The organism is Nocardioides acrostichi (genome assembly GCF_015319165.1).
Taxonomy (GTDB): Bacteria; Actinomycetota; Actinomycetes; order Propionibacteriales; family Nocardioidaceae; genus Nocardioides; species Nocardioides acrostichi.
The window spans coordinates 24,783-37,408 of record NZ_JADIVZ010000018.1 but is presented as its reverse complement, the minus strand read 5'-3'; the positions used below and the strand labels follow the sequence as shown (position 1 = coordinate 37,408).

The window sequence follows — 12,626 nt, the reverse complement described above, 5'->3', positions numbered from 1 at the left end:
TCGAGGAGCGCGACGGCTGGCGCTATCAGGCCTTCGTCACCAACACCACCGTCGGCCAGCTGGCCTTCCTTAAAGCCCGGCACCGGGCCCACGCCCGCGTCGAGGACCGCATCCGGCACGCCAAAGAATCCGGCCTGGGCCGGTTCCCCTCCCGGGAGTTCGACATCAACCAGACCTGGCTCGCGCTGACCATGATCGCTGCCGACCTGACCGCGTGGACGCGGCTGCTGGGCTTCGTCGGCGACGCTGCGCCGCTCGCCGCGTGTGAGCCGAAGGCGCTGCGCTACCGGTTCCTGCACGTGCCCGCCCGCCTGGTCCACAGCGCCCTGTCGCCGACGACTCAAGATCCCCGAGTCCTGGCCCTGGGCGGCCGCGATCGTTGCTGTCTTCGCGAACATCGCCGCGGTCCCGCAACCCGCCTGACCCAGCCCATCCGCCCACAACATCACCACCCGGAGACCCGCAGCCCGGCAGCGCCAGCCGGTGCGACGCCCTACCCGCCGTCACTCCGAACACGAGCGCACTCGATCACGCAGCTCCGACACAACCGCGGCCGTCGTCATGAAAGACCGGGGCTAGAAGCGCAAACATTATAAAGCCCACCTCGATTGCGCCAAAGGCGCGACCGCGGGGCGAAGAAGGCGTTAGTGCATATGCTACGAGAATGACTAGGGGGCCAAATGTTCTCACGTACACCCAGATGTCTGCACCTGCCGAGGCTGATTCACGCGGGTTGGCGTAAATGAAGGAAGTCAATAGGGCTGTCCACAGTAGGCTCCGTTGCAGCCGGTAGTCGGTCGCGCGATCCACAAGCGCAGCGTAGGCGCTCGGCAACTGAGGCTCCAGTCCTAGAGCCCGAGCGTGGCGGTTGGCCCGAGCGTGACATGTGGCCCGAGCGTGACGGGTGGCCGGACGGCGGTGTAGGGCGGCCGTTAGTCTTTTGCTCTACGGCTTTGGTCGAGACAAATGGAGCGAAGACGCGGTAACTTGTGGGTGCAAGTGGGCGAAGGCGGCACTTCTACGAGTAGACGTTTTTTCTGTATCGAAAGGTCAGTTCCATGAATGTCAGGCACGAACTGCATCAGTTCCTGATCGACTCGGCGGCCAGTTCGCTGTACATAAGAAGTCGCAGTAGGCTACGCCCACTTCTGCCTAGGTCGGGGAACACAAGTCTCACGGTAGATGGGTTCCCGAGGTCGGGAAACACGCGAGCTGCTGCTATTGTGCGCGCGACATGGCCCGATCGGCTTCTAAGCTCTCATCTTCATTCCGCCGCTGCTTTGCGCAAATCTGTTCGCGAGGGAATACCCACAGTATTTTTGGCTAGGGAACCGTTAATGGCGATTAGTTCTTTCCTTCAGTTTCATAACGGGCTCACGGCCGACCAGGCCCTTCGGCAATATGAGAAGATATATGGGACTGCTACCGAACTGGCTGACAAAATCTTCATCTCGCCGTTCGAAGTTACCACCGGGGATGCGTACTCCTGGGCAACTTCGATCGCGGCCTTCTCGTGCTTGCGAGTTCCGGAAAGCCAGCAAGCATCGCTCCACGACGCCATCAGCGAATCATCTATTCGCCACGATATTGAAGAGATGGCTCTAAAGACCCCGTGGGGTTTGACTGAACAGACGGTGTCGCGGCCGTCGGAGGCGCGAAGGCTGGGAGCCGAGTCTGCGAAAAGGGCTATCCGGGCTAGGGGCCGGCAGTTACACAGGTGTCAAGAGTTGTACGATTCTCTAGTTCCGAGTTCGTGAGGCGAGTCATGTGCAAGTGGCTGAGGATGGCGATGCGGTAATGAATGTCGTTCAATACTGCTTGCAAGACTGGAAGGCCAATAGGGGGTCGCCAAAGATTCAATTATTTCTCGCCTTTTGGCGACTTTGCCAGCACATGCGGATTCAGAGAGAACCCCTATCGTTCGCGGGTCGCGCTCTCGCCTATTGTTACCGCCTAACTTGTGAGATTGCGTGTGGCATGGAATTGCCCGTTTCGGTCAAGTGCGGGGAGCGGCTAACGGTGTATCATGGCTTCGGCACAGTGATTCACCCTCAGGCCGTTTTGGGGTGCGGCGTGATCCTTCGGCAGCAAGTGACGATTGGCAATCGATTTCCGGGGGATGGGGTGCCCCGGGTAGAAGACTCCGTCGAGTTTGGTGTTGGATCGATGGCTCTCGGCCCCATCACGCTTGGAGCTGGTGCGAAGTTGGGGGTGCAATCAGTGGCAACGTCCTCGGTGCCGCCCGGCGCCGTGCTTCGGCGTGCCTAGGTGAACTGTCTGGGCATGCTGACTCGCGTTTGCCCAACCCGAAGAAGCTTGAAGATCGTGGCAAATCGCATCGTAGATTGGGAAGTGCTGGAGGGCCGAGCGTTGGGGGCGCACAGCGGCTCCCGGGCCGCGGATCTGGTCTTCCGCAGGCGCGGGCAGTGATACTCGGCCCGACGGTTACGATGCTCTCTGCTTGTCCCCATTGAGAGGTAGCGTGCATGTCCGACACCCACGCCGACTACCGGCTGAGTCAACTCGACCAGCTGGAGGCGGAGTCGATCCACATCTTCCGCGAGGTCGCGGCCGAGTTCGAGAAGCCGGTGCTGATGTTCAGCGGCGGCAAGGACTCGATCGTGATGCTCCGCCTGGCCGAGAAGGCCTTCTACCCGGCGAAGATCCCGTTCCCGATCATGCAGGTCGACACCGGCCTTGACTTCCCCGAGGTCATGGAGACCCGCGACAACTGGGTCAACCGCCTCGGGGTGAACCTCGTGGTCGCCTCCATCGACGACGCGATCGCCAACGGCATCGTGGTCGACGACGGCAAGACATCGCGCAACCGCCTGCAGATCGGCACGCTGCTCAACGCCATCGAGGAGAACGGCTTCACCGCTGCCTTCGGTGGCGGCCGCAGGGACGAGGAGAAGGCTCGGGCCAAGGAGCGGGTGTACTCGCATCGCGACGAGTTCGGGCAGTGGGATCCGAAGAACCAGCGCCCCGAGCTGTGGTCGCTCTACAACGGCCGCCTGCACGAGGGCGAGCACATGCGGATCTTCCCGATCAGCAACTGGACCGAGCTCGACGTGTGGTCCTACATCGCCCGCGAGGGCATCGAGATTCCCACGATCTACTACGCCCACCAACGCCGGGTGTTCAAGCGCAACGGCATGCTCATGACCGAGACGCCGCTCAATCCGTGCAAGGAGGGTGAGGTCGCCGAGGAGCGCACCGTGCGTTTCCGCACGTGTGGCGACATCACGCTCACCGGATGCGTGGAGTCGACTGCCTCCACCATCGAAGAGATCATCGAAGAGATCGCAGTGGCCCGAGTGACCGAACGCGGTGAGACCCGCGGCGACGACAAGTTCTCCGAAGCTGCCATGGAGGACCGCAAGAAGGAGGGCTACTTCTGATGGCCGAGAACGCATCTGCCACCGACGGCGCGACCGCCGTCGAGACCGTCACCCAGCACATGGACATGCTGCGGTTCGCCACCGCCGGTTCGGTGGACGACGGCAAGTCGACCCTCATCGGCCGTCTGCTGCTGGACTCCAAGTCGATCTTCGAGGACCAACTCGAGGCCGTGGAGAACACCTCCAAGGGCAAGGGCTACGACTACACCGACCTGGCGCTGCTGACCGATGGCTTGCGCTCCGAGCGCGAGCAGGGCATCACCATCGATGTCGCCTACCGCTACTTCGCGACGCCCAACCGCAAGTTCATCATCGCCGACACCCCCGGGCACGTGCAGTACACCCGGAACATGGTCACCGGCGCCTCGACCGCCGACCTCGGCCTCGTACTCGTCGACGCCCGTCAGGGCCTGACCGAGCAGTCGCGACGGCACGCAGTGATCCTCTCGCTGCTGCGAGTGCCGCACCTGGTGCTGGCCGTCAACAAGATGGACCTGGTCGACTTCGACCAGGAGATCTTCAACAAGATCCACGACGAATTCACCCAGTTCGCCACCAAGCTCTCGATCCCGGACCTGGAGGTCATCCCGATCTCCGCCCTCCAAGGCGACAACGTGGTGAACCGCTCCGAGCACACGCCGTGGTACTCCGGACCAACCCTGATGCACCACCTCGAGCACGTGCACGTGGCCTCCGACCGCGACCTCGTCGACACGCGATTCCCCGTGCAGTACGTCGTGCGACCGAAGTCGGACGAGTACCACGACTACCGCGGCTACGGCGGCCAGGTCGCAGGCGGCGTGCTCAAGCCGGGTGACGAGGTCGTGGTACTCCCCAGCGGCATGACCAGCAAGATCGCTGGTATCGACTTCTTCGACCAGGAGGTCGCCGAGGCATTCCCGCCGATGTCGGTCACCGTCCGCCTCGAGGACGATGTCGACGTCTCTCGTGGCGACATGATCGCCCGCGTGAAGAACGCACCGGCACCGAGTCAGGACATCGACGCCATGGTGTGCTGGATGACCAACACGCCATTGAAGCCGCGCCAGAAGCTCGCCATCAAGCACACCACGCGCGTCGCTAGGGCCCTCGTGAAAGACATCCAGTACCGCATGGACGTCAACACTCTGCACCGTGACCAGGAGGCTGGCGAGCTCAACCTGAACGAGATCGGCCGGGTGCAGTTGCGCACGACGGTGCCGCTGTTGTGTGATCCCTATTCGAAGAATCGCACCACCGGCTCGTTCATCCTCATCGATGAGGCGACGGGCGTTACCGTCGGCGCCGGGATGATCAACGCGGGCAACTGACGCCACTAGAGAAAGCAGAAGAGGCAGCCGTTCCCGCTGGGGCGGCTGCCTCTTTGCTCTTTAAGGCCGGGCCTGTCTCAGTAGGCGCCTCGGCTGCTCGTGACGGCACCTAGGGTGCGAGCCAGGATGGACAGGTCTTGGAGCATCGACCAGTTGTCGACGTAGTAGAGATCCAGCCTGATCGCCTCGTGCCATGAGAGATCCGAGCGGCCGGATACCTGCCACAGCCCGGTCATGCCAGGTCGCACCCTGAGGCGGCGGATCGTGTCGTCGTCGTAGTCGGCGACCTCGCTCGGCAAGGGAGGGCGCGGGCCGACCAGGCTCATGTCGCCCCTGAACACGTTGAAGAGCTGAGGCAACTCGTCGATCGAGAAACGGCGCAGCCACTTGCCGGGAGCTGTGATGCGAGGGTCGTCCTTCATCTTGAACAGTCCACCGGAGTATCCGCTCTGCTCGTGCAGTTGAGCGAGCCTCGCCTCGGCGTCCACCACCATGGTGCGGAACTTCAGGCAGGCGAACTCCTCGCCGTCCTTCCCGGTGCGGGTCTGTCGAAAGAAGATCGGACCACGGTCGTGAGCCTTGACCTGAAAAGCCGAGAGCATCAGTAGCGGTGCGAAAAGGACGATGAGGGCGCCTGAACCTGCGATGTCGAAGGCACGCTTGCCCCAGCGAGATGCGTCCAGCCAGGTCGGAGGGTCGATGTGGATAAGTGGGAGACCACCCACGGGCCGGACCTTCACACGATCGGAGGAGATGTCGGTGACGCTGGGGACCACGACGACCTGCACGTGGCTCTGCTCCAGTTCCCACACCACCTTACGCAGTTGGTTGGAGGATCCGGTGGACCCGCCAGCGAAGAGGATGGTGTCGGCGCGAGAGATTCTGGCCAGCTTGACCACATCGTCGGTATTACCGAGCACCGGAATGCCCGAGGCTGTCTCCTCGCTCAGGTCGTACTCAGGGGTCAGTGCCCCGACGATCTCGTAGCCCAGCCAGGTCTCGCGGCGCAGAACAGACGCAATCTCGTCGACGTGAGAACGGGAACCCGTGAGCAGAACCCGCTGCCGCAGGCCCCCGCGCCGCCTAGCGCCTTGCAGGGCAGCGCGCAGCCCGGCTCGACCGAACAGCAGGGCAGGAACCCCGAGGCCGAAGGCCAGCATGAAAAAGCCCCGAGAGAGATCGAACTTGACCAGGTAGCAACCGACCCCAGTCAGTCCGCCTGCCATCAGACTCGCGTTGAACACTCTGCGGAACTCGTCGGTGCCCGCGCCGAACACGTCCGTCTTGTAACTGCCGCGCAGTGCCAGCATGAGCAGCCATCCGAGAATGATCAGTGGCCCGGCAACACTCAGCGAATCCTCGACGGAGACGGAGGATCTGAAGAAACCGAGCTCGCGGCGGCCCACGATCGCCACCAAACCGATGACCACCATGACAACCGTGTCGATGAGCAGCGCGGTGGCGGGCAGGTAGTGCAAGAAGCGGCTGGGGGGGCGGCTGGCCACGCTTCTTCCGTTGGAGGTGAGACTCATGTCGCTTCCAAAACTCTCGCTTGAAGGGAGTTCCTCGGCTGATGCTCGGCGCTGAGCAGTGGCGGCGCCGGTCGACCGGAGCACTCGACCAGTGCGTGCGGCACCTTACGGCGAATGAGAACAGGGTGCACCTGCCAGAGGGCGCAGCCCCTTACTGTGCGCATTCTGTGGGCAAAGGGTGGACTAGACGTGGTGCTGGCTCAAGCCCCGGAGCGGCTCGCTTCAGAGCTCATGTTCAATGGAGGCCATGAGTAGGCGACGACGGGCCCACCCAGCCAGGCGAACCTCGACAAGCCCTGCAACGCGATGACGGGGTCTCATGCTGCGAGCGCGCAGTCGCCCCCGTCGACAGAGGAACTCGACCAAGCCGCTGAACTTACGCGTGCCGTCTCGGTGGCATTCCGCGGCCAGGTGGTCGGTCAGGGGCGACTCCTGACCTCGATGCTGGTGGCGCTCATGACCGAGGGCCACGTGTTGCTGGAGTCGGTGCCAGGCTTGGCCAAGACGCTAGCGTCGTCCACGCTGGCCAAGGCGGTGGCAGCACAGTTCAGCCGCATCCAGTGCACGCCGGACCTGCTGCCCAGCGACATCGTCGGGACGCAGGTCTACGACCCGCGGCACCACGTCTTCGAGACCCAGCTCGGGCCGGTGCACGCCAACATCGTGCTGCTCGACGAGATCAACCGAGCCAGCGCCAAGACGCAGTCGGCGATGCTCGAGGCGATGCAGGAGCGGCAGACCTCGATCGCTGGGCAGGTGCACCCTTTGCCCCGGCCGTTCATGGTGCTCGCGACGCAGAACCCGATCGACGACGAGGGCACTTATGTGCTGCCCCAGGCGCAGATGGACCGCTTTCTGCTCAAGGAGGTGCTCGACTATCCCTCACCCGACGACGAGACGGCGATGCTCGACCGTATCGGCGACGGCAGGCTCGGTGGTGGGGGAGGGCACGGCGCTTTGGTTTCTGGAGTCATCCAACCGGCCGACGTGCTTGCCCTACAAGAGCTCACCTCGCGGGTGTACGTCGATGCGTCGGTGAAGCGCTACATCGTCGAACTCGTCGCCGCCACCCGCGATGCCGAGAAGGTCGTCGGGCCCGAGATCGGTGCCTACGTCGAGACCGGGGCGAGCCCGCGCGGGTCGATCGCGTTCTTCGCCGTTGCGCGTGCCCTGGCCGTGCTGGCCGGCCGCGACCACGTCATCCCGGAGGACGTGCGCGAACTGCGGCACTCGGTGCTGCGGCACCGGATCCGGCTCACGTTCGATGCCCTCGCCGACCGCGTGCAGCCCGAGACCGTGATCGACGCGGTCTTCGCTGCGAGCCCGACTCCCTAGCAAGTGGTGCGAGGTAGGTCACCTGCGGGTCGCATCGACCCATCAAGTCGGGCAGGATGCCGGTTTAACCGATGCCACCAGCACGACACAGGTCAGAACGGAGACCCCAGTTGAAGGCGTTGATCACCGGAATCACCGGTCAGGACGGCTCCTACCTCGCCGAGCTCTTGCTCGGCAAAGGTTATGAGGTGCACGGCCTGATCAGGCGGGCCTCTACGTTCAACACCCAGCGGATCGACCATCTCTACCAGGATCCGCACGCCGACGGCGCGAAGTTGTTTCTGCACTACGGGGATCTCTCCGACGGCGCCCGACTGGTGACGCTGCTCAACGAGATACAGCCCGACGAGGTCTACAACCTGGCGGCTCAGTCGCATGTGCGGGTCAGCTTCGATGAGCCTGAGCACACTGGTGACACCACTGGTGTCGGAGCGATGCGGTTGCTCGAGGCGGTGCGTATGGCCGGCATCCAGTGCCGCTACTACCAGGCATCGAGCTCGGAGATGTTCGGCGCCACCCCGCCGCCGCAGAACGAGGAAACGCCGTTCTACCCGCGCTCGCCCTACGGGGCGGCCAAGGTGTACGCCTACTGGGTCACCAAGAACTATCGCGAGGGATACGGGATGTTCGCCACCAACGGCATCCTGTTCAACCACGAGTCGCCGCGCCGAGGCGAGACGTTTGTGACCCGCAAGATCACCCGGGCCGTCGCGCGCATCAAGGCCGGCCTCGAGGACCACGTGTACCTGGGCAACCTCGACGCGATCCGCGACTGGGGCTACGCGCCCGAGTACGTCGAGGGCATGTGGCGCATGCTCCAGGCCGACGAGCCAGACGACTACGTGCTCGCGACCGGCGGCAACTTCACGGTGCGCGACTTCGTCGTCACCGCTTTCGAGCACGCCGGGCTGGACTGGGAGAAGCATGTGCGCTTCGACGAGCGCTACCTGCGCCCGACCGAGGTCGACGCCCTCATCGGCGACGCCTCCAGGGCCGAGCGCCAGTTGGGGTGGAAGGCCACGGTGCAGACCGACGAGCTGGCGCGCATCATGGTCGACGCCGACATCGAGGCGCTCGGGCACGAGGGACGACCCTGGTACGACAAGGTCGGTCTCGACGGCTGGCCGCAGGTGGGCAAGCCGGGGATCACCGGTGTCTGAGGCGGCCACCCTCGACGACTGGGCTCCTCATCCTCTCGATCGAGACGCCACGTTCTACGTTGCCGGTCACAGAGGGCTGGTCGGCTCGGGTATCTGGCGGCGGCTCCAGAGCGCAGGGTTCACCGATCTGGTAGGCCGCTCGTCGTCCGAGCTGGACCTCAAGGACCGCGGCTCGGTGTTCGACTTCTTCGCCGAGACCCGGCCGAAGTACGTGGTGCTGGCGGCCGCCAAGGTCGGCGGGATCCTCGCCAACAACACCTACCCGGTCGACTTTCTCAGCGACAACCTGCGTATCCAGACCAACGTACTCGACGCGGCGCTGCAGGTCGGCGTCGAACGACTGTTGTTCCTCGGCTCGTCGTGCATCTACCCGCGGCTCGCGCCGCAGCCGATCACCGAAGACTCGCTGCTCACCGGGCACCTGGAGCCCACCAACGACGCCTACGCCATCGCCAAGATCGCCGGCATCCTGGGCGTGCAGGCGGTGCGGCGGCAGTACGGCTTGCCGTGGATCTCGGCCATGCCCACGAACCTCTACGGCCCGGGCGACAACTTCTCGCCCACGGGCAGTCACGTGCTACCGGCGCTCATCCGCCGCTACGACGAAGCCGTGCGCGAAGGGCTGGACTCGGTGACCAACTGGGGCACGGGTTCGCCACGGCGTGAGTTCCTGCATGTCGACGACATGGCGGACGCGTGCCTGCACCTCATGGAGCACTACGACGGGCCAGAGCAGGTCAACGTGGGCACCGGGCGGGACTCCACCATCAAGGAGATCGCTCAGACCATCGCCGAGGTGACGGGCTTTCAGGGTCAGACCCATTGGGACACCACGAAGCCGGACGGCACACCGCAGAAGCTGCTCGACGTCTCCAGGCTCCGTGCTGCCGGCTGGGAGGCCAAGATCGCTATGCGAGAAGGGCTGACGTCGACCCTGGCCTGGTACCGCGAGCACGCCGCCGACCTGCGCGAAGTCGGCTGAGAGCCCCGGGCCGGGAGCCGGCGACGCCTCCTAGCCTGATTCTCACTGACCGTTCTCGGGAGGAAGTCAGCCATGGCAGGACACGTCACCCGCGTCCGCGCCCGGCTGGCTCTGGTGAGCCATCGGCGGGTGCTGGGGCTGCTCGAAGGCCAGTACGCGGCCGTGCAGACCGGTCGGGGGCTCGACTTCAACGACCTGCGCGAGTACGTGCGCGGCGACGACGTGAAGGACATCGACTGGAAGGCGACCGCGCGCAGCCGCGAGCCGCTGGTGCGCCGCTACGTCGCTGAGCGGCGGCACACGGTCTGGCTGGTGATGCCTACCGGGCGTGAGATGGCCGCCGCGGCCGACACGGCGTCGTCCAAGACCGAGCTCGCGCTGCTCGTGGCGGGCATCGTCGGATGGGTGGCCGCGAGCAACGGTGACCGGGTCGGGTGCGCCTACGGCGACGCGGGCGGGTCGCACCTGCTGCCGGCGACGACCGGTGAGCTGCACCTCGAGCGCTGCCTCACCGCCGTCGACGACGCCAGCGGCCTCGAGGCGGCCGACGACGACCTGCCCGGGCTGCTCGGCCGCTTCGCCCGGACCGTGCGGGGGCGCGGAATCATGCTGCTGGTCTGCGGGCTGCCCGATCTCGATGACCACCGCGACGAGGTGGTGCGCCTGCTGCGGCGGTTGCGGCAGCAGCACGAGGTGCTGGTGGTCAGCGTCGGAGACGCCGATCCGGGCGGTTCCGACGCCTCGGGGGCGGGTGGCTACGACCTCGACACCGCGCACGGGCTGCCGCCGTGGGCGAGGGGCGACGCGCTGCTCACCGCCGAGCTGGCGCGATCGGACGCCGACCGGTTGAGCGCCTTCGCCTCGCTGATGAACCGCTCGGGCGTCGTGCACCGGCACGTGATCAGCGCCGACGCGGCGCTGCCGGCCGTCGTCGAACTGTTGGAGAGGCATCGCCATGCTCGGCGGCAGTGAGGTGCGTGCGGATCTGCCCGTCGAGCTGCAAGGGCCGGCGGCGTACTCCCACCTCTGGTGGTGGGTGGCCGGGGGACTGGTCGCGTTCGTAGTGCTCTATGTGGTGGCGGTGCTGTGGTTCACGCGCGCACCCAAGCCGCGGAGCCCGCGCAAGGCCCTGCTCGCCGAACTGGACGCCATCGAGGCCGATGTGGCCGCTGGGCGGGTGCCCGCACGGGTCGGTCACCAGCGAATCAGCAGTTGCGTGCGGGCCGGTGCGTCCGAGGTGACGGGGATTCCGGCCGGCACCATGACGCTGAGTGATCTGCGGGCGTGGGAGCGCGGGCGCTCGGAGGGTGTGGGGGGTTTCGACACGGTCTCGCCTAGCGGCTCGACCGGCTCAACCACCGGTGGGGAGGTCTCGCCTAGCGGCTCGCCCGGCTCAACCACCGGTGGGGAGGTCTCGCCTGGCGGCTCGACCGGCTCAACCACCGGTGGGGAGGTCTCGCCTAGCGGCTCGACCGGCTCAACCACCGGTGGGAGGCCTTCGCGTCCGGCGTCCGGCGACTCGGTCAGCGGTGGGGGCGCGGGTCTGGCCGAGCTCGTGGAGCTCGTGTATCCGCCCGAGTTCGGGGTGTCGGATGCGGTCGCCGAGGAGCGATTCGCAGACGCGCTGGCCCGGGCACGGGAGATCGTGCGGGGGTGGGCGTGATGGTCGATCTCATCCCGCACCTCGATCTGCGGTGGCCGTGGGTGCTGCCGGTCGTCGCGGTGGTCGTCCTCGCGTTGGTGGCGCGGTGGTGGTGGGTGGCGCGGCGGGCCGAGACACCGTCAGGGCTGCTCGTGCTGGCCGCACGGATGCGACGGCTGCCCCGCTACCGCACGCTGCTGCGACGACGCCGCATCCAGGCGTGGGGCAGCCTGGTCGCTGCGATCGTGATGCTGGCCGGTGCCGCGCTGCTGGTGGCCAGGCCTCAGCGCACCGAGACGGAGAGCCTCGACGGGCAGACCCGCGACCTCATGCTCTGCCTCGACGCCTCGGCCTCGATGGACCCGTACAATCAGGCGGTCGTGTCGGCCGTCCAGAAGATCGTCGGCGACCTACCCGGGGATCGAGTCGGACTGACTCTCTTCAGCGGGTCGGCGGTGACGATCTTCCCGCTCACCGACGACATCTCCTACGTCAAACAGCGCCTGCGCGAGGCCGACCGTGCCTTCGCGAAGAGCAACGACGACTACTTCACCGGCGTGCAGCTCAAGGACGGCGAGTCCAGCCTCATCGGTGACGGGCTGGTCTCGTGCGCCCGGCGCATGGGGGACGACCCCGACCGCAGCCGGGCCGTGATCCTCTCCAGCGACAACGACCCCAACGGCAGCGGCGTCTACTCACTCGCCCAGGCATCGCAGTTCGTCGACAAGCTCGACGTGCGGGTCTACGGCATCGGCGCCCCCACGCTCGACACCGCGCAGGCCAGCACGCGGGAGCAGGACTTCCGCTCGGCGGTGAGCTCGACCGGTGGAGAGCTCGAGAACCTGGACGGCGACGGCACCGCCCAGCGGATCGTGCGGGGCATCGATCAACTCGAGCAGAGCCGGATCGACCGGCCCACGCGCACCACCTCGGTGGACGACCCGGGGATCGGCGTTCTTGTGGTGGCGGCTGGTGGTGTGCTCTTGGGGCTCGTGGTGGTGGTCGCCGCCTTGGGCGGGCTGTTGGACGCCTTTCGGCGGCGACGCGTGCGGGGTGGTACTTCGTGAGGGATTGCTTCTCGGCTCACGGGGTTTCGACGCGCTCGTCGCTGGGGCTCCTCGCGGCTCGACCAGGGGGCATTCCGGGTCACGGGGTTTCGGCGCGCTTGTCGTTGGGGCTCCTCGCGGCTCAACCAGCGGAGGGTGATGTGCGACGCACCACTGGCGCTGGAAGTGGGGCTTCGTGAGGGGTTTCGACGCGCTCG

10 protein-coding genes are annotated in these 12,626 nt (G+C 65.8%); 9 read left to right on the top strand and 1 reads right to left on the bottom strand.

The features are described from left to right. The 3 genes from ISG29_RS20280 to cysN all read left to right on the top strand — a co-directional run. Nucleotides 1–596, top strand: a 596-nt coding sequence (locus ISG29_RS20280; protein ID WP_207793416.1) for a transposase, incomplete at its 5' end; no start/stop codon positions are given. Nucleotides 597–2,486: 1,890 nt separating this feature from the next. Beyond that, entirely contained in the window at nt 2,487–3,401 is a 915-nt protein-coding gene (gene cysD, locus ISG29_RS20275) for a sulfate adenylyltransferase subunit CysD (protein ID WP_194505272.1), read from the top strand. Then, nucleotides 3,401–4,711 carry a sulfate adenylyltransferase subunit CysN gene (gene cysN / locus ISG29_RS20270; protein WP_194505271.1) on the top strand — a complete coding sequence of 437 codons (1,311 nt, stop codon included), beginning with the start codon at nt 3,401–3,403 and terminating at the stop codon, nt 4,709–4,711. The genes cysD and cysN overlap by 1 nt, the downstream gene beginning before the upstream one ends. A gap of 77 nt (nt 4,712–4,788) precedes the next feature. Here the strand turns inward: cysN and ISG29_RS20265 are convergent, their stop codons facing one another. Then, nucleotides 4,789–6,243 (bottom strand): sugar transferase, encoded by a 1,455-nt coding sequence (locus ISG29_RS20265; RefSeq protein ID WP_194505270.1) that lies wholly within the window; start codon nt 6,241–6,243, stop codon nt 4,789–4,791. 306 nt (nt 6,244–6,549) lie between these two features. On the opposite strand from ISG29_RS20265, the gene ISG29_RS20260 reads away from it, so the two are divergent. The 6 genes from ISG29_RS20260 to ISG29_RS20235 all read left to right on the top strand — a co-directional run bounded on the left by ISG29_RS20260 (nt 6,550) and on the right by ISG29_RS20235 (nt 12,429). After that, nucleotides 6,550–7,578 carry an AAA family ATPase gene (locus ISG29_RS20260; RefSeq protein ID WP_194505269.1) on the top strand — a complete coding sequence of 343 codons (1,029 nt, stop codon included), beginning with the start codon at nt 6,550–6,552 and terminating at the stop codon, nt 7,576–7,578. Between the two features lie 110 nt (nt 7,579–7,688). Next, nucleotides 7,689–8,738, top strand: coding sequence for a GDP-mannose 4,6-dehydratase (gene gmd / locus ISG29_RS20255; RefSeq protein ID WP_235960497.1), 1,050 nt, complete (start codon nt 7,689–7,691; stop codon nt 8,736–8,738). Continuing rightward, nucleotides 8,731–9,720, top strand: a complete 990-nt coding sequence (locus ISG29_RS20250; RefSeq protein ID WP_194505267.1) for a GDP-L-fucose synthase family protein — start codon at nt 8,731–8,733, stop codon at nt 9,718–9,720. Before gmd ends, ISG29_RS20250 begins: the two co-directional genes overlap by 8 nt. Before the next feature lie 72 nt (nt 9,721–9,792). Continuing rightward, nucleotides 9,793–10,692 (top strand): DUF58 domain-containing protein, encoded by a 900-nt coding sequence (locus ISG29_RS20245; protein WP_194505266.1) that lies wholly within the window; start codon nt 9,793–9,795, stop codon nt 10,690–10,692. Next, nucleotides 10,676–11,383 carry a hypothetical protein gene (locus ISG29_RS20240; RefSeq protein WP_194505265.1) on the top strand — a complete coding sequence of 236 codons (708 nt, stop codon included), beginning with the start codon at nt 10,676–10,678 and terminating at the stop codon, nt 11,381–11,383. Before ISG29_RS20245 ends, ISG29_RS20240 begins: the two co-directional genes overlap by 17 nt. After that, a complete protein-coding gene (locus ISG29_RS20235; RefSeq protein ID WP_194505264.1) occupies nt 11,383–12,429 on the top strand; it encodes a vWA domain-containing protein in 1,047 nt (348 codons plus the stop codon). The genes ISG29_RS20240 and ISG29_RS20235 overlap by 1 nt, the downstream gene beginning before the upstream one ends. Nucleotides 12,430–12,626: the final 197 nt, after the last annotated feature.

Coding starts and splice junctions, on each gene's coding strand:
- cysD (WP_194505272.1), top strand. CDS start 2,487: ATGTCCGACACCCACGCCGACTACCGGCTGAGTCAACTCGACCAGCTG.
- cysN (WP_194505271.1), top strand. CDS start 3,401: ATGGCCGAGAACGCATCTGCCACCGACGGCGCGACCGCCGTCGAGACC.
- ISG29_RS20265 (WP_194505270.1), bottom strand. CDS start 6,243: ATGAGTCTCACCTCCAACGGAAGAAGCGTGGCCAGCCGCCCCCCCAGC.
- ISG29_RS20260 (WP_194505269.1), top strand. CDS start 6,550: ATGACGGGGTCTCATGCTGCGAGCGCGCAGTCGCCCCCGTCGACAGAG.
- ISG29_RS20245 (WP_194505266.1), top strand. CDS start 9,793: ATGGCAGGACACGTCACCCGCGTCCGCGCCCGGCTGGCTCTGGTGAGC.
- ISG29_RS20240 (WP_194505265.1), top strand. CDS start 10,676: ATGCTCGGCGGCAGTGAGGTGCGTGCGGATCTGCCCGTCGAGCTGCAA.
- ISG29_RS20235 (WP_194505264.1), top strand. CDS start 11,383: ATGGTCGATCTCATCCCGCACCTCGATCTGCGGTGGCCGTGGGTGCTG.